Raw genomic sequence first — 17,040 nt, 5'->3', positions numbered from 1 at the left:
GGTCCGGGGGTGACGGTCTCACGCCGCACGCGTGACGAACGGTGCTGTTGCGCGGCTTTCCGCTCTGCGATGCTCGTCGGCGGTCAGCCGCAGCACCTCCACCTCGCGCGGGGTCAGCGGGTTCGCGCCCGCGTCCAGGGCGGCCAGCGCGAACTCGGGATCGACGAACCGCTGCCCCCGCACCAGCTTGGGCACTCCGTGGACCAGCCGGTCCGGCGGGGCGTCGGTGCTGATGACGCCCGCGGCGTGCACATCGAGCATGCGGCGCAGCCGCTCGGGCGTCGTCGAGGCCATCATCAGCAGCATCCGGCACTCCGGCAGCCGCGCCCGCAGCTCGCCCCGCACGGCGATCTCCTCGCCCTCCCCGGAATCCACGTCGATCACGGCCACGTCGGGCCGGCACGCCACGGCACGTGCCACCACGTCACCCTTGCCGTCGTCCTCGGCGACGACCTCGATGTCGTCCTCACGGGACAGCAGCGCAGCGAAGGCTCCCCGCACCAGGCGGGCGTTCTCGAGAAGAAGAACGCGGATCACTGTCGCTCCCGCTCGGCCGTCGCGGCCCACTGACCGCCTGGCACGGATTATCACCGCGGACCCCGGCATTTCAGCACGGGAGGCACCCACGTTGATCGAGTGGTGAGGCCCGGGAGCCGGACGTACCGTCGAACGGTGGACACCGCAGGCAGCAGCCCGCAGCCGGCTACACCACAGACGACCACCACCAGGGAATCCGGTGGTGGCGGGAACGCGATGGCACTCTTCGTCATCGCCTCGTGCCAGCTCATGGTGGTCCTCGACATCACGATCGTGAACATCGCGCTGCCGCACATCCAGACCGCGCTGGACTTCTCCACCACGAGCCTCGCCTGGGTGGTCAACGCCTACACCCTCACCTTCGGCGGCCTGTTGCTGCTCGGCGGCAGGACGGGCGACATCCTGGGCCGGCGGCGCGTCTTCATCTTCGGCGTGCTGCTCTTCGTCCTCGCCTCCCTGCTCGGCGGGCTCGCCCAGAACGCCGGTCAACTCCTCGGCGCACGTGCCCTCCAGGGCGTCGGCGGCGCCATCGCCTCACCGACGGCCCTCGCCCTGATCAGCACCACCTTCCGCGAAGGGCCGGAACGCAACCGGGCCTTCGGCGTCTTCGCCGCGGTCTCGGCGGGCGGTGGCGCGATCGGCCTGCTGGCGGGCGGCATCCTGGTGGAGTGGCTGAACTGGCGGTGGGTGCTGTTCGTCAACGTGCCCATCGGCCTGCTCATCGTGCTCGCCACCCCGCGCTGGATCAGGGAGTCCGAACGCCACCCCGGGCGCTTCGACGTCACCGGCGCGCTCGCCTCCACCGTGGGCATGGTGCTGCTGGTCTACGGGTTCATCAGGGCCGCGCAGGAGGGCTGGCGCGACGCCCTCACCCTCGCCTCGTTCGCCGCGGCGGTCGTCGTCCTGACGGGCTTCGTCCTGATCGAGCGGCGCTCCAGACAGCCCATCACGCCGCTGCACATGTTCGCCGACCGCAACCGGGCGGGCACGTACGGCATCATGCTGTGCCTGGCCGCCGCGATCTTCGGCATGTTCTTCTTCCTCACGCTCTTCGTGCAGAACGTGCTGGGGTTCAGTCCCCTCGAAGCCGGACTGGCCTTCCTGCCGGTCAGCGCGGTCATCGCCATCGGCGCCGGACTGGCCTCGCGGTTCCTGCCCGTCTACGGCCCCAAGCCGTTCCTGGTGGTGGGCGCGCTCCTGGCCGCGGCCGGGCTGTCCTGGCTCACGCTGACCGACGTGCACTCCACGTACGCGGGCAGCGTCCTCGGCCCGATGCTCGTGTTCAGCCTCGGCATGGGCATGGAGTTCGTGTCGCTGACCCTCATGGCGCTGTCCAACGTGCCCACGCCGGAGACCGGCGCGGCCTCCGGACTGCTCAACGCCACCCAGCAGGTCGGCGGCTCCCTCGGCCTGTCCATCCTGGTCACGATGTTCGGCACGGCCAGTACCAACGAGGCCGAGAAGCAGATCCCGCTCTTCCTCCGGCAGGCGCCCCCTGCCGAGCGCCTGCGCTTCGAACGCACCGGGCAACTTCCGAAACCCTGGTCCGACGAGATCCTCACCGCCGGCGTCTCGGCCGCCTTCATCATGGCGGCGATCTTCACCGCGATCGCCGCGCTGATCGCCCTGATCGTCATCCAGGTCCGCCCTTCCGACCTGGAACGCCTCAAGGGAGGGGCGGGCCCCGGCCCGGTGTGAGGCCCGCCCCAGGGCCCGCTAGGCCCCGAGCCTCGCGGCGATGACCGGCGCCAGCCGGTCGGCGATGACCCGGTGCCCCCGGTCGTTGGGGTGCACCGAGTCCGTCAGATCGCCCGAGCCCAGCCAGCCGGTCGTGTCGACGAAGGAGACCCGGGTGTCACCGCCGGCGACGGCGGCCTTCACCGCGGCCTCGGTCTGCGGGACGTACCGCCCGCGGAACGTCTCCAGCGCGAAGATCCACGCCTGCGGATACGCCGCACGGACCTTGCGCAGCAGACTGCCGTACGCCGACTGGAACTGCGTGGAACTCACCCCGTGCCCGACGTCGTTGGTGCCCAGGTTGATGACGACCGCGTCGGCCCGGTAGCGGGAGAAGTTCCAGTCGGGCGTCGCGGCGTTCGGGTTGAGCTTGGTGAACTGCCGCTCAAGACCCACACAGCCGTCCGCCGCGGCCACCAGGCACGCCCCGCCCTGCGCGATCTGCGTGTGCTCCACGCCCAGTCGCTCCCCGATCAGCCAGCCGTACGCGGTACGGGCGTTCTGCGAGGTCGTCGTGCCCACCGTGATCGAGTCGCCGACGAACTCGACCAGTTTGGCCGGGGCCGGCGGGGCGAAGGTCGTCGCGCCGCTGTCCAGGACGAGCCCCTGGAAGACGGCGTCGCCCTTGTACGATCCGGCCACCACCTGGTAGTTGACCTGGAGCGTGTGGTTCCCGGAGGAGAGGGCCGCCGGGGTCAGGTTCACCGTCCCCTTGACGTCGTCGTAGAACTTCACGGGACCGTTGTCGATCCGCGCCCACAGATCGATCGTGCCGCGCTGCTTCAGCTTGACCGTCCGGCCGGTGAAGCCGACCCGGTAGTAGGCGCCGGCCCAATACGGGGTGTAGGCGGTGGCGGAACTGGTGGTGTCCCAGCGGCCGACGAACTTGATGTTCGGGTCGCCGGGCTGCCCGGGAGCCGCCGCCTTCACCGTGGCGCCGCTGCCGAGCCGGGCGCGGACGACCGGGGCCAGGCGCTCGGCGAACTTGGTGTGACCCGCCTCGTTGGGATGCCCGTTGCCGTCCTCGTAGTCGGCGCCGTCGGTGAGCCAGCCCGAGGTGTCGACGTAGTGCACCCGGGCGTCACCGGCGCTGTTGCGGGCGCTGACGGCGGCCTTGGTCTCGGCGACGTAGCGCTTCTTCAGCGTCTGCACCGCGAAGAGCTGCGCCGCGGGGTACTTCGCGCGCACGTCCCGCAGGAACGTGGTGTACGCCGACTGGAAGTCGGCGCCGGACACGCCGTGCCCGATGTCGTTGGTGCCGAGGTTGATGACGACCGCGTCGGCCCGGTACCGGGAGAAGTCCCAGTCCGCACCGCCGGCGGAGGCCGTCTTGAAGAACTGCCCGCTCAGACCGGTGCACCCCGACCGGGCGACCAGGCAGTACCCGGACCGGGCGATCTGCGTGTGCCGCATGCCCAGCCGCTCCCCGGTCTTCCAGGCGTACGAGTCCAGCGCCAGCCGGTCGGTCAGTGCCCCGGCGGTGATGGAGTCGCCGACGAACTCCACCAGCCCGGACGGGGCGCCGGCGGCGACGGTCCGGGCACCGGAGTCCAGGACCAGCCCCTGGAAGACGGTGTCACCGGAGCGGTAGGACAGGCGCAGGGTGTGGGTGCCGGGGGAGAGCGGCCGGGGAGTGAGGTTCACCGTGCCGCGCACACCGGCGTAGAAGACGTCGGGGCCGCCGTCGATGCTTGCGTAGAAGTTGACCGCGTTCCTGGCCCTGACCTTCACCGTGGTGCCGGTGAAGCCGGTCTGGAGGTAGCCGCCGGTCCAGTTCGGCACGGCCGCGGTCCCGGACGAGGTGTCCCAGCGCCCGACGTACGCGATGTTGGGATCGGACACCGAGCCGTCCCCCGTCGCGGCCCGCGCGGGAGAGCCGCCCGCCAGGGACAGCAGGCAGGCGAGCAGCGCGGCGGTGAGGAGAGCGGGCAGGGCGCGTCTGGGGAAGGGGTGGGGGGAGGTCTGCACGGGGTTCCCTTTCACGTGGGGGTGGGTCTGGGAGCGCTCCCATAGGCAGCTTTCCGAGGGAAGCAGTGAAACGGTTCAGGCGTCAAGTAGTGCGGCACGCGCGAAAGTTGCGCACGGGATGTCCCGCGCGGCCCGGTGTGACGGGGTACGGCCGGGTGGCGGGTCCCAACGCTTCCGTCGGGTGAACCTGCCGCCCGCGGACGCCCGGGAACCCGCGGGCGCGGAACCCTCACAGGGTGAACGGTGGTACACGTGCTTCCCAGGGTCCTGCCGCCCCGCGACTCGAAGGAGGAGGACTGTCGCGACTGCTCGGGCGGATGCTCCGCGACGGGCTCGGCCTGCGCCGCGCGCTGCACCGGCGCCGGCTGATGCGGCAGGGCTACGACCGGACCCGGACCTGGCGGGTCCGCAAGAGCGCCGGCTACGTGGCGCTGTTGGTGCTGACGTTCCTCGGGGCGCTGCTCCTGCTGTTCCTGGTTGTCACGGCCATCATCACCCTGTCGCAGGAAAAGGGTTTCGGGTCGCCCACCGCATGGTGGAACAAACAGTGCAAAAAGGATGATTTCAGCTGTGGCGTCCTCCAGTCCCTCTTCATGCCCTTCCTCACCCTCGCCCTGGCCACCGTCACCTACCTGTTCTTCCGCTTCACCCATGTGCGTCGGACCTACCTGCGGAAGGCGCGCCAGGAGCCCCAGACACTCGTGGAGACCGCGGGCGGCATCTTCGGCCGGGTCGTGGGCCGCGACCAGCTGTGTTCCGTCCTCATGGAGGACCTGCGGGACCGCCGCTTCCGCCGTACGCACGTCGTCGTAGGCGGCATCGGCACGGGCAAGACAGCGCTGGTCGTGCTGCTGACGCAGCGGCTCGCGGAGCGCGGGGCGGTGCCCGTGCCGCTGCGGCTGCGTGCCGCCGAGGCGAACCTCGACTTCCGCGAGCTGGCCTTCGAGCGCTTCTGCCGGGAGGTGCAGGGCAGCATCCGCTCGAGTGCCGAGGCGGAGAAGGTGTGGCGGCGCCTGTGCCAGCAGGGGCGGATCGTGGTGCTCGCGGACGGCCTGGACGAGGCGCTGACCGCCGACGACCTGACGGAGGAGCGCGACACCATCATCCGGCTGGCCATCCGCCGCGCCAACGAGGAGGGCCTGCCGCTGATCATCACCTCCCGGCCGCACGACTCGCTGCGTGGCATGGAGGCGTCCCTGACCGAGCTGGAGCCGCTGAGCGAGGAGGCCGCCCTCACCTACATCTCGTCCGGGGGCGCCGGGGAGGACCGGCAGCGGCTGGACTGGATCGTCGAGCGGGCCGGCATCGCGGAGGCCCCGACCTACCTGGAGATCGCCGCCGAACTGCACGAGCAGGGACTGCTGGAGCGCGCCCTCGCCGGCCACGGGGAGGAGGAGGCCGTAGAGACGCGGGGCGGCGACCGGGCGTCCCTGAGGTTCCACCTGTTCGAGACCTGGCTCAGCGCCCTGATCAGCGGGCGCTTCGGGCCGCATCTGCCGCTTTCCCCGGAGGAGCGCCGCTCGGTCGTCCACTACCTCTCCGCGCTGGCCTGCGTGGGACTCGCCCTCGACACCTCCGAGGTGCGGTTCGCCGATGTCGTCGACGAACGTGACCCGGCCCGCTCCCGTTTCCCCGAGATCGTCCGGGAGCTGGCCCGCAGGGTCGGCGACAACGGCATCGACCTCAGGCTCGCCGCCCACTGGGGCGCCGGGATGGAGCTGGTCGAGCTCGGCGGCGACCGCGTCCGCTTCCAGCACAGCGTGATCCAGGCCCAGTTGGGGGCCCGTTTCCTGAACGCGGTGATCCACCCGGACGTCCCGGCACAGCCGACGGAGGGCTGGTACTTCCCGGCGGCCCTGCGCGAACCGGGCCGGGAACTGCTGATCGCCATGGTGCTGCACTCCCGGCTGCCCGACGGCGCGTGCGTCCACGACGAGCCGGGCGCGGCGGGCTCCGACGGGACGCTGTGGTGCCCGGTGAGCGCTTCCCGCGACCTGCTGATGGAGGCCGCCTGCCAGGCACAGACGGTCAGGAACACCGGCACCGACGACAACAACGACGACAAACACCAGGTACGGCCCCTCTTCGGCCGCACTCTGCACAGCAAGGCCCTGGAGCTGTACGCGGCCGCCCTGGAGATCGACAGCGTCGACGCCCAGCCGGAGCAGCACCTCATCGCCATGCGGCTGTGCACGTCCTGGCCGGATCTGCGGGCCCGCGACCCGCACACCCTGAACACCGCGAAGGCCCTGCTCGTGGAGCGGTTCGGCGACGCCATGCGCGGCGTCGCACAACGGCAGACCCTCCGGCCCGCCTATCTGGAGATGTTCGAGATCGCACGCCTCGAACCCTCTTACCCGGTGCGGCTGGCCGTCGCGCAGGAGATCGGCGCCGGCGGGGACCTCGCCTTCGCCGCGCTCCAGCCGAGGCTGCGCGGGCCGCAGCTGGTCGAGGGCCTGCGGGTCGAGCGGGAACCCGACTGGCGGGAGAAGCTGTGGGGCGGGCAGCAGCCGGAGCTGGTGGGGGAGCGCGAGACCAGACTGCGCCGGCAGGGCGAGGGCCAGGTCGCGCGCATGAAGCGGGAACTGAAGGAACGTGAGGACGAGCGCCGCCTGGAGCGCAGACGGGAACGCGAGGACCGCGAGGCCGAGGAACGGCAGTGGCGGGACAACACCCTGTGCGCCTGGCTGGTCCCGCTGCTCGTCGGTTCGGTCACCACCCACCGGCACCAGGACACCCCGTACGCGTTCCTGGAGAGCTGGGTGCGGCGCGTCGGCGTCCCGGCGGACGGTCTCAACGGGTCTCCCGGACTCGACCTCAGCGTGGAGGTGGCGCTGGCCCAGGGCTTCAAGTACGCGGCGAACCGCCGGCACCGCCATCCGCACGCCCGGCCCGAGGCCCGCGAGTACCTGAGCGAGCAGGCGTGGGCCATGCTCAAGAACTCCCGGTTCTGGTTCACGCGCCTCACGCTGCTGCACGCGCTGACCCTGTGGGACCTGCCCGACGGCACCACCACCGGGCGCCTGTCACGCGGTCACGGGGCCGACCCCGCCCAGCAGGTCCGTCAGTGGCTGGCCCGGCCGGACGGCGAACCGGAGCACCCGTTCGTGATCGCGGCCGGGAAACTCTGCGTCTGGGCCCTGGAGACGGGGCAGCCCGAACGGTTCCTGTGGATCGACGAGTCGGGCGTCGCCGCGCACGTCGGCTCCCAGACGTCGCGTGGCGAGGTACGCAAGCACAACCTGTGGATCCCGCCCTCCACGGGCTGGAGCGCCCTGCACCCGACCGCGCAGCAACTCCTCGCCGACGTGCTGCTGCTGTTGAACCTGGCCGAACGGGGAGACTGGCCCACCGACCGCATCCGGCGCCTCCAGCACACCGCCCGGCCCGACCTGCCGCCCTGCCTCACCCTGGACCGCACCCCGCTCGACCCGTGCCGCACCACCGTCCGCACGACCTCCTCCCAGGCGGGCTCCAACTGCCGCGACGACTGCGCCTTCGAACTGTGCCCGTACCCGCCCAAGGGCCTGGACGGCCAGCGAGTGGAACTCGGCGAGGCCTTCTGTCGCGCCCAGTCCACCCTCCTGTCCCGCTCCCCGTTCCGCCGCTCCAAGGCCTCCTGGCAGCGCCGCACCGACCTCACGGAGCTGCGAAGGTTCTGGGAGTCGATGGGGCATCGGGCGCAGCGCAATTCGAAGGTGCGGTGAGCGAACCGGCGGTCGGGGTGCGTGGCCGGGCTCCCGGCCGCTACCGCTCGTGTCGGAAGCGGTTCGACAGGGCGTCGGGGAGGCCGGATGCGTCCGTGCCGAGTTTTCGGTACACGGAGGACAGGAGGTGCCGTACGCCCTGCTCGGTGATCCCCAGGTCCTTCGCGACCACCGATGCCGGGTGGCCCAGGGCCGTCATCTCGGCGGCCTTGCGCTCCTGGGTCGTCAGCATGTCCGTCTGCGGGTAGCGCAGGGGCAGCGGGCGCAGTCCCGCGGCGGAGAGCTCCCGCCTGGCCCGGGCGGCCAGACCTTCGGCACCGCAGTGCACCGCGCCTTCCAGACCCTGGTAGAGCCGGTCGGCGGCGTCGTGCAGACGGCCGTTGCGGGCCAGCGCGGAGCCGTGGCCGACCAGCGCGCGGGCCAGTTCGTACGCGGCGGGCGACTGCTCCAGATGGTCGACGGCCTGCGCGTGCAGATCGACCGCCGCCTCCCCGCCCGTCACCTCCGCCTGGACATGCAGCGCCTGGCCGATCGCGGACGCCGCACCGAAGTCCCGGGCCCGCTTGACGGCCTCCTGGGCATGGCGGGCCGCCTCCTCAGGGTCGGTGCGGGCGAGCGCGGAGGCCAGTCCCAGCTGCCAGGGGCACCACGCGGGGTTGCGCCAGTCCCGTGCGTCCAGCCAGTCGCCGACCTCGGACAACAGCCGCGCCGCCTGAGGGAGTCGCCCCTCCGCCAGGAGCAGGCCGGCGTAAACCGTGCGGGGATCCGGGAAGATGACGGCGTTGGGGACCACGTCGCCGTAGTGGTAGCCGTCGGCGAGCCGGCGTGCGTCACCGGTCCGCCCACGGGCCAGCAGGGTCTGGATGAGAATGCCGATGGCGAACCACTGGGCGGGCACCGCTCCTTCGACGCGCTCGGCGGTGTGCAGCCCGGCCCGGACGAGTTCTTCCGCCTCGCGCAGGCAGCCGCGGCGGTAGCGGATATAGCCCAGGAGGGTCTGTCCCTGCGCCAGATGGGAGCCGCGCCACCCCATGTGCTCGCACTCGGCCATACCTTCGGCGAAGAGCTCCTCGGCCCGCCGGGGCTGGTCGCAGTACATGAACAGCAGGGCGACCGCGGCGGGCACCTCGAAGCCGCGGTTCTCGTCGGTCCAGCTCATGCCTCCGCGGAGGGCCTCCTCGGCATACCCGAGGGCCGTCCGCCGCGGCTCGCCGCGCACCAGGGCGTCCCACGCCCGCAGACCGAGGATGTAGCGCTCCTCCAGGCCCCGGCCGGGCAGCTTGTCCGCCAGCCGCGCCAGCCGGCGCGAGCGGGCGGAGGAGTCGGGCTCGTCGGCGCGGAACGCGCTCCATACGAAGTGATCGGCCTGCATGCGCAGTTTGACGCGCGCGTTGGTGGCGCGCCGCGCCTCGTCGGCGGCCACGGTCGCGGCCTCGGTCAGCCGGTCGGTGTGGGCCAGCGCCTGGGTCAGCCGGTAGACGATGGAGGCGCGCAGGGCAGGGTCGATTCGCGGCTCCTTCAGCGCCTCACGGAGATGGCTGACCGTGGCCGTGGGCTCGATCAGGAACGTCGAGCGGGCCAGCTCGTGGAGAAGGGCGGCGCGGTCCTCGGCAGGGGGCGGTTCCCGCAGCGCTCGGGTCAGCACGCGCCGGGCGGCCTCCGGGGCCCCGGCACGGAGGTACTCACGCGCGGCGGCGCGCAGGCACGCGACCGCCTCGGGCCGGCCGTCGCAGGGAACTTCCAGCAGGTGCCGGGCGGCGACGGTGGGGTCGGCTCCGACCGCCTGGGCGGCATGGGCGGCCGCGTTGTGCATGCCGACCCGCAGGCCCGCGGGGATGGCGCGGTAGATCGTCGTGGCGATCTGCGGGTGGACGAACTCCAGGCTGCCCGCGGGCTCGTCGGTGTCCGCGAGAATGCGGCGGGCGCGCAGCTTCTCGGCCGCCTCGGCGGCCTCCTCGCTGCCGAGAACCGCGAGGTCGGCGGCAACCTCCGGGGAGAAGGGCCCACCCAGGACAGCGCCGGCCCAGGCGAAGCGGACGGTGCCCGGGCCGAGCCGTTTGAGGCGCTCGATCAGGCCGGGGCCCTTGACCGCGGCGGCGAGGCCCCGCATCACGGCCAATTCGTCCCGGGTGCCCCTCAGCTTCCGCTCACGGAGCCTGATGGCCAGCTCGACGGCTTCGAAGGGGCTTCCACCGGTGACCGTCCAGCACTCACCGCAGAATTCGTCCTCGGCTTCGTCACCCACTTCGTCCCTGATGATCCGCGCCACTCCGGCTTCCCCGAGCGGGAACAGCACGTGCGGGCGCTGCTCGTGGCGTTCGACGAGCGTACGGAACGAGGCCGCGTCGGACGGGAGTTCATCGGGCCGGTAGCCGACGACGATCAGCAGCGGGAGGTTGGCGACCCTGGGCGCGAAGGAGGCGAGCCAGTCCAGGGATTCGGCATCGGCCCAGTGCAGGTCGTCCAGGAGCAGAACGACAGGCGAGTTCAACATCGTCAGTCGCGTCATGACCCAGTCGAGCCCGTCGCGTACTCCGGTCGGGTCCGGTACCCGGGAGGGGTCGGTCGCCTTGAGACCGAGCGCGGCACCGACGATGTCGTACCAGGTGCCCAGGAAGTCCCGGCGCTCCGTCTCGCCCATCCGGGCCAGGATGGGCTGCATCGCCTGGCGGACGACGCGGAACGGCATCTCCCGCTCGTTCTCGCCGCCCTTGCCGGAGAACACCGTGAACCCGAGGGCGGCGGCGCGGGCACGCACCGCCGCGATGAGTGTGGTCTTGCCCAGCCCGGCCTCGCCGGTGAAGGCGAGCAATCCGCCGCGCGGTTCCTGGGGCACGCCGTCGACGGTGTCTCGGAGCTCCGCCAACGCCTGGTCGATGGCCCGGAGTTCCTCGTCGCGTTCGAGTAGAGGCCGGTCTTCGGTGATCGGTTGCCGCAGCCCGTGGGCCATGTGGTCTACCGCTTCCTGTCGTTGCTCCCCGCCGGACGGGGCGAGCGTACGCCTTGGCGCTCGCCCCATGGCCGGGTCGGAACGGGAGGTCGACAGAGAGGGTGAATTTCCTGCGGGAGCGGTTCGTGTCTCAGCTTTTCGGGTAATCTGCTCCGTTTCGGTTCTTCTCGGGACCCCTGTGGTGGAAACGACCGGTCGGGCAGCGGATCAGAGCACCGCGGGTGCCGCCATCGTGTCCGCGTACCGTGGCACGGTCCGGGACCAGAAGTAGCAACCGCGGATCCAGCCGGCCATGCCCTCCACGTAGCCGACGCCGGACGGGGACAACTCCGGCCGCAGTTCAGCGTAGAGCTCCTCGAACTCGCGGATCGTGCTGTTGATGTGCCGTGTGGCGAGCGTGACGGCCACCGGTAGGGAGCACCGGTGTGTCCGCTGGTAGGCGAGGGCCAGGTTGATCACGCCGCCCGCCCGCTGTTCCTTCACCGCGGAGAACAGGTCGGGTATCCACACCGCCGCGTCGGCCGACAGCCGGCTCAGGCGTCGCATGACGGGGTGATGGATCTCCTCCGGGGGCAGTTCGCACGGCTGGGCGGCCTCGCACAGCGGGTAGAACGGCTCGACGCCCGCGATGAGGGAGCGTATGGACCGGCACAGCCCGCTCTCCACCGGGACGGGGTGGTTCTGGGCCACCGCTTCGTGCAGCAGGCCGTGCACGTACTCACGGCTGTTCCAGGCCCACCGGGCCGCCTGAGCGGGTGTGCACCGCTCCTGTACCTGTCGATGGAGGTCGGCCAGAGCCGCCCCGAGCGGGGTGGTGGGCGGTTGGCCGTCCCGCAGGATCGCGATGCTCTCGCACAGCATGGGCAGCAGCAGGCCCGGCGTGTGCCGGCCGACGTCCTCCGCGCGGTCGTCGAAGATGAACTGGTAGGCGATCTGGTTGGCCATGATCTGGAGGAGCCCGGAATCCATGGTCGGACTGTTGTAGGCCGCGAGTTCGGCAGGGCGCGTACAGGAGATCATGGCCGCCACCGCCGGGTCGTCGGTCAGCCCCCAGGCGCTCAGCCATTCCTCGACGCCTGCCGCCGCTTCGGACGCGTGGGGATTGCGCTGGAACGGGAAGGGCATGTAGAGGTTCGCGTCGATCAGGTCCCTCAGATCGACGACCGGAATTCCCGCCTGCGTGGCGAGCGTGCCTTCCTCATGCGTCGCGGACATCATTGCCACCTGCCGTTCGTGAGGTGTGGACGACGGGTACGCCGGTTGTCCCGGGCGTGCGTGAATCCGCCCGAGGCGGTGTGCCCAAAGGCCGCCCCGTTCGCGGTTCGCCGACCATCACCAATCCCCTCGGCCCCAACGACGCCGCGGGGCGCAGGCGTTCGGTGGAGCCGGGCAGATGACGCAGCCGCCAGTGGCGGGCGATGAACGCGACGGCCACCGTGGCCTCCGCCAGCGCGAGCGTCTCCCCGATGCATTTCCGGCTGCCCGCACCGAACGGGATCATCGCTCCGGGCGGGACCGCGACGGCCTGCCCTGGCAGCCAGCGGTCGGGGAGGAAACGATCGGGGTCGGGGAACAGGGCGGGGTCGTGATGCAGGAGGTAGGGGCTGAACATGACGGTGGTGCCCTGCGGGAGACGGTGCCCGGCGAGTTCCGTCTCCCGCGTGGTGACGCGCGTGAAGAGCCAGCCGGGCGGGCGGTGGCGGAGGGTCTCGGTGAGGACGCACCGGGTGTGGACGAGATGCGGCAGGTCCTCGGGGCCGGGCGGCTGCCCGGAAGCGAGCACGGCGTCGACTTCGGAGTGCAGGCGGCGTTCCTCCTCGGGATGGTGCCCCAGGAGCCCCAAGGCGGAGGAGAGGCACAGGGCGGTGCTCTCGGCGCCGGCGAACATCAGCGTCAGCACCTGGCCGTGGACTTCCTGATCCGTGATCGCCGTTCCCCCGCCGTCGGCCCGCGTGGCCGCCAGCAGAGTTGCGAGCAGGTCGTCGCGGTCGTCGTGGGGAGTGTCTCGCCGGCGCTGGGCGATGGCCGCGTCGACGATCGCGCGCAGGCGGTCGGAAGCATGCCGGTAACGCCGGTTGGCCGGCGTGGGAACCCGGAACAGCGCGTCGACCGGCATCACCGTCCGGACGAACATGCCGCGGAACACGGTGGCCAGGCACCCGCGCATCTCGGCGGCCGTATCGGTGTCGAGCGAGTCGGAGAAGAGGACGCGGCTGACCACGCGGATGGACAGATCCAGCATGGCCGCGCTGATGTCGACCGCCTGCCCGGGCCGCCAGGCACGGCACACCGACTCCACTTCCTCGCCCATCAGGCGCACCTGGTCGGTGACGCGGGCCTTGCGGAACTCGGGCTGGAGCATCCTGCGCTGGCGCCGGTGATCCTGATGGCGGCAGGTGCCGACGCCGTCCCCCAGCAGCATCCGCAACCTGTCGTAGAGCGGGCCGCCCTTGTCGAAGGTGCGCGGGTCCCTGAGGACCTGGTGGACCAGGTCCGGGTGACACGCCATCCAGGCGCGCTGCGGGCCCAGGCGTATCTCGACCAGATCCCCGTGTCCGGGCAAAGAATTCAGAAAGGCCAGCGGTCGCCGGACCAAGTCGATACCATGGCCGAGGAATGGGAATATGCCTGGAGCAGTGCCCACTGTCCAATTTCGGGCCGGTCCTGGGACGGAGCCGCTCATCGAATACCACCTGCCTCACTTGGCACACGGGATTTCGGTGCGGTCGCACCGACTTGATGGTCGCCTCATGTCCTTCCCAGTGGAATCTGCCGATCGCTCGCTGAATCCTTTCTCCGTAGGGGCGCACGGAAGCACGGTGGGGCATCGAGAGAATCACGTTTGCTCATGCACCCAGCTTTTTATTGATTTCCTGTGCACGCAGAAATCCGTCTTCCCGTCAGTGCTCCCGGGGAACGGGGCCAGGATTGAAGACGCGGTGGTAGCTCTCCGGTGGCGCGAGATAGCTCGCCGGCAGGCCCCCCGTGTCGATGACGATCTGGTCCACGGCGATCGCGGGGTCGGTCATGAACACCCGCAGCACATGCTCACCCGGCTCCGCCACGGTCACCCTGGCCGTCAGCTTCTCGATGCCCTCCTCGACGTTGCGGGCCCAGGCGTCACCCCGGTTGCCCGTGGCGATCGCCTGGCCGGACAGGACCGTCGGCGGCTGGTCGTCGAGGGCGACCGCCAGCCGGCGCTTGCCCCGCTCGTCGAGGGAGGGCAGCCGGAAGACGGTCACCGGGAAGGTGCCGGTGCTCGTGAAGCGCACCCGGTAGCGCAGCTCCGGTGACCGGGTGGGCAGGTCCCCGGTGATCGGCGGTGCGGTCGTCGGGACCGCCTCGACCGCGGCCGTACGGCGTCCCAGGCCGCGGACGACCCGCCACCGGGCCCCGCCGCGCGCCACCCGGTCGTCGAAGTGCGCGGCGTCGATCGACACATACCCGTGGGCCTCGACGAAACCGCGGGCGCGCTGCCGGGCCCGGTCGCCGTCGTTCACCACCCGCAGGGGCACCTCGGCGGTCGTGCCGGCGCCGGTGAAGGTCAGCGTGGGCAGGTGGGTGCCCTCCGGCGCCCGCGACCAGTCGATCTCCACCCACACCCGTGTCTGGTCCGTGAGTTCGCCGCCGGCCGTGCTCAGGCGGATCCACGGGTGACTCGGCTCGGCACGCCACTCCAGAGGGAGGAAACCCGTGTTGAAGACGTCCACGAAGCGGCGGTCGCGGGTGTAGGAGGAGAAGGAGAGCGGGCGGCTCGCTCCCGTTTCGTTGCCCTCCGCGGCCAGCCCCAGGCCGGAGGTCTCCTGGCGCGGCACCCGTGTGACGGCCGGACGGCCCGGGGCCTTGGGGATCTGGGACGGGTACGGATTGACGATGCCGTCCCACTTGCCGCCCGCGATCTCCGCGTTGTAGCGGCGGGTGATCTCCTGCTCCTCGGCGTGCGCGGCCTCGGCCAGGTCCGCGAAGCGGTTGGTGCCCGCGCCGCGCCCCTGACGGACGGCGAGCGCGTTCCGGTCCGCCCAGTAGTACTTGAGGTTCATCAAGCAGGCGCCGTGTACCGGGTATTCGACCAGCTCGTAGAAGGCGTCGCGGTAGGGCTCGGGCAGCTTCGCGCCCAGCGTCCGCACCCGGTCCAGCAACTTCTCGTAGGCGGCCAGCCGGCGTTCCGCTTCGTCCCCGTGGTGCACCGTCGAGAAGACCGCCTTGTCGATGAACTCCGGGCGCCGCTCCGCCGCCAGGCGGTAGTACTCCGTGCGGATGGCGGCGATCTCCGGGCCGTGGCGCCGGCCGAACTGGCGCCCGGCCCACTCCACCAGGAAGTCCTCGACGTCGTCCGGGCCCCAGCGGTCCACGTCCCACGCCATGTCCAGGCAGAAGGACAGGCCCGTCTCGATCGACTTGATGTCACCGACGTTGAAGATCCACATCCGGTCGACCTGGTGGTCGTGGACCCGGCGCAGCTCCTGCCACACCTTGCTCAACTGCGTGGTGTCCAGCCACAGATAGCTCCGGGGACGGCCCCAGTAGGAGAGGTGGTAGTAGATGCCGTTGCCGCCGGAGCGGCGCCGCTCCGCCTCGTCCGGGAGCTGGCGCATGTTGCCGTGGTTGTCGTCCGGCCAGATCAGCGTGACGTCGTCGGGGACCTGGACGCCCGCGTTGTACAGCTCCAGGACCTCCTTGTACGGGATGAAGATCTGCGGCGCGGCCGCCTCGCCCACCTCCTCGGCCAGGATGCGTCGCTGGTCGCTGATGATGTCGTTCATCACCGCGACCTTCTCCGGGATGGTGGTGGCGTACTTCGTCTCCAGCGCGGAGTCGTGCAGGCCGCGCATGCCGATCGTCCAGCTGCTGTCGTAGGCGGCGTTCTGCCGGGCCCGCGCCCGCCAGTAGTCGGAGATGACGGCCGGGTTCACCGTGTAGTCGTAGACCGGCAGGGTGCCGTCGGGGTTGCGGTGCTCCTCGGCCCAGGGCTCCCACTCGTGCACGCCGTTGCGCAGCATGGCCTCGGGATGGCTGGAGCCGACCACGATGCCGTAGCGGTCGGCCAGTTCGGGGTTCTCGCGGTGCTTGTTGAAGAAGTCGGAGTACGGGTGCATCGCGGGCCAGAGGTAGTTGGCCTTGAGGCGGAGCAGCAGCTCGAAGACCCGCTCGTAGGTCCGTGGGCCGATGTTCTTGTCCGGCTCCTGGGTACGGTGGGACCAGGTGGTGAGGTTCTGCTCGTCGTTGATGAAGATGCCGCGATAGCGGACGGCGGGCTCGTGGCGTACGAAGGGGCCTGCCGGGACCGTCACCGTGTCGCGGCGCACCACCGGGACGTCGGCCCACCAGTACCAGGGCGAGACGCCGATGCGTTCCGAGGTGTCGTAGACGCCGTAGACCGTGCCGCGCCGGTCGCTGCCCGCGATGACCAGGGCGCGGTCCACGCCGGGCAGCGGACGGTCCACGACCTGGGTGACGGACGCCTCCCAGCGGCCCTGGACCCGGGAGACGTCCAGGCGTCCGCGGCGGACCAGCCGGTCGATCACCGGGCTCGCGCCGAGCGTCCCCACCAGGACCAGGAGTTCGGCCCGCCGGGGCACGGCGTGCAGCAGCCGTGGCCTGACACCGCCGACCCGCTCCACGTCCGCCACGAGGTCACCGGCCGCGCGGATCACGGCCGGGTCGTCCGCCGCGTCCACGAACACGTCCGTGGGGGTGCCGTTGCGGAGCAGCGGGAAATCCGGCCGGGCCGAGGCGGCGGCTTCGGCGGCGGCGGGGAGTACGGCGGGGAACAGGGGGGCGGCGCCGACGGCTGCCATGCCCCGTAAGAACGACTTGCGGGTCCATGACGGGTGCGACGGTCTGTGGGGCTCGCTGTGCGGCACGGGGCACTGCCTTTCCGCGTCAGGCCCGCGTCGGTTCCTCGTCCGGGCCGTCGGCGGGGCTGCGCGCACGTGGGATGGAGCAGGGCTGGGTTGGCATGGGCCGGCTAGAAAGCGCTTGCCGTCGCACCCTAGGCGAGTCTGCGCGAGGGCGTCCAGAGGCCGGGGAGGCGTCCGCGGCCACACGGCCCCGGCCGTTCCCCGGCTACGCCGCCCGGGCCGTTCTCCGGCTGCGCCGCCCGGGCCGTTCTCCGGCTGCGCCGCCCGGGCCGTTCTCCGG

General features: G+C 71.3%; 8 protein-coding genes. 2 read left to right on the top strand and 6 right to left on the bottom strand.

Annotation, left to right across the window (positions count from 1 at the left end; all coding sequences use genetic code 11):
- Nucleotides 1-18: 18 nt before the first annotated feature.
- Nucleotides 19-537: a response regulator gene (locus tag QF034_RS05050; protein WP_307173783.1), complete on the bottom strand. Its 519-nt coding sequence runs from the start codon at nt 535-537 to the stop codon at nt 19-21.
- 216 nt (nt 538-753) lie between these two features.
- On the opposite strand from QF034_RS05050, the gene QF034_RS05045 reads away from it, so the two are divergent.
- Entirely contained in the window at nt 754-2,235 is a 1,482-nt protein-coding gene (locus QF034_RS05045) for an MFS transporter (protein ID WP_307179802.1), read from the top strand.
- An 18-nt stretch (nt 2,236-2,253) separates the two neighbouring features.
- Here QF034_RS05045 and QF034_RS05040 read toward each other — a convergent pair whose 3' ends face one another.
- Nucleotides 2,254-4,242, bottom strand: a complete 1,989-nt coding sequence (locus QF034_RS05040) for a GDSL-type esterase/lipase family protein (protein WP_307173782.1) — start codon at nt 4,240-4,242, stop codon at nt 2,254-2,256.
- A gap of 317 nt (nt 4,243-4,559) precedes the next feature.
- Between QF034_RS05040 and QF034_RS05035 the strand changes: the two genes are divergently transcribed.
- Complete coding sequence (locus QF034_RS05035) at nt 4,560-7,949, top strand: NACHT domain-containing protein (RefSeq protein ID WP_307173781.1); 3,390 nt, start codon at nt 4,560-4,562, stop codon at nt 7,947-7,949.
- A gap of 40 nt (nt 7,950-7,989) precedes the next feature.
- On the opposite strand, the gene QF034_RS05030 is transcribed toward QF034_RS05035, so the two are convergent.
- The 4 genes from QF034_RS05030 to QF034_RS05015 all read right to left on the bottom strand — a co-directional run bounded on the left by QF034_RS05030 (nt 7,990) and on the right by QF034_RS05015 (nt 16,697).
- Complete coding sequence (locus QF034_RS05030; protein WP_307173780.1) at nt 7,990-10,899, bottom strand: helix-turn-helix transcriptional regulator; 2,910 nt, start codon at nt 10,897-10,899, stop codon at nt 7,990-7,992.
- A gap of 207 nt (nt 10,900-11,106) precedes the next feature.
- The gene (locus QF034_RS05025; protein WP_307173779.1) at nt 11,107-12,114 is read right to left on the bottom strand and encodes a (-)-alpha-amorphene synthase; all 1,008 of its coding nucleotides are present in this window, start codon (nt 12,112-12,114) and stop codon (nt 11,107-11,109) included.
- On the bottom strand, nt 12,098-13,582 hold the full coding sequence (locus tag QF034_RS05020) for a cytochrome P450 (protein ID WP_307173778.1): 1,485 nt from the start codon (nt 13,580-13,582) through the stop codon (nt 12,098-12,100). Before QF034_RS05020 ends, QF034_RS05025 begins: the two co-directional genes overlap by 17 nt.
- 217 nt (nt 13,583-13,799) lie before the next feature.
- On the bottom strand, nt 13,800-16,697 hold the full coding sequence (locus QF034_RS05015) for a glycosyl hydrolase 115 family protein (protein WP_307173777.1): 2,898 nt from the start codon (nt 16,695-16,697) through the stop codon (nt 13,800-13,802).
- Between the last annotated feature and the right edge of the window lie 343 nt (nt 16,698-17,040).

The sequence above is a fragment of the Streptomyces africanus genome (assembly GCF_030816955.1).
Taxonomy (GTDB): Bacteria; Actinomycetota; Actinomycetes; order Streptomycetales; family Streptomycetaceae; genus Streptomyces; species Streptomyces africanus.
The sequence above is the reverse complement of the archived record's forward strand: the minus strand, read 5'-3'. Positions and strand labels throughout refer to the sequence as shown.

Coding starts and splice junctions, on each gene's coding strand:
- QF034_RS05045 (WP_307179802.1), top strand. CDS start 754: ATGGCACTCTTCGTCATCGCCTCGTGCCAGCTCATGGTGGTCCTCGAC.
- QF034_RS05035 (WP_307173781.1), top strand. CDS start 4,560: ATGCTCCGCGACGGGCTCGGCCTGCGCCGCGCGCTGCACCGGCGCCGG.
- QF034_RS05030 (WP_307173780.1), bottom strand. CDS start 10,899: ATGGCCCACGGGCTGCGGCAACCGATCACCGAAGACCGGCCTCTACTC.
- QF034_RS05025 (WP_307173779.1), bottom strand. CDS start 12,114: ATGTCCGCGACGCATGAGGAAGGCACGCTCGCCACGCAGGCGGGAATT.
- QF034_RS05020 (WP_307173778.1), bottom strand. CDS start 13,582: ATGAGCGGCTCCGTCCCAGGACCGGCCCGAAATTGGACAGTGGGCACT.
- QF034_RS05015 (WP_307173777.1), bottom strand. CDS start 16,697: ATGGCAGCCGTCGGCGCCGCCCCCCTGTTCCCCGCCGTACTCCCCGCC.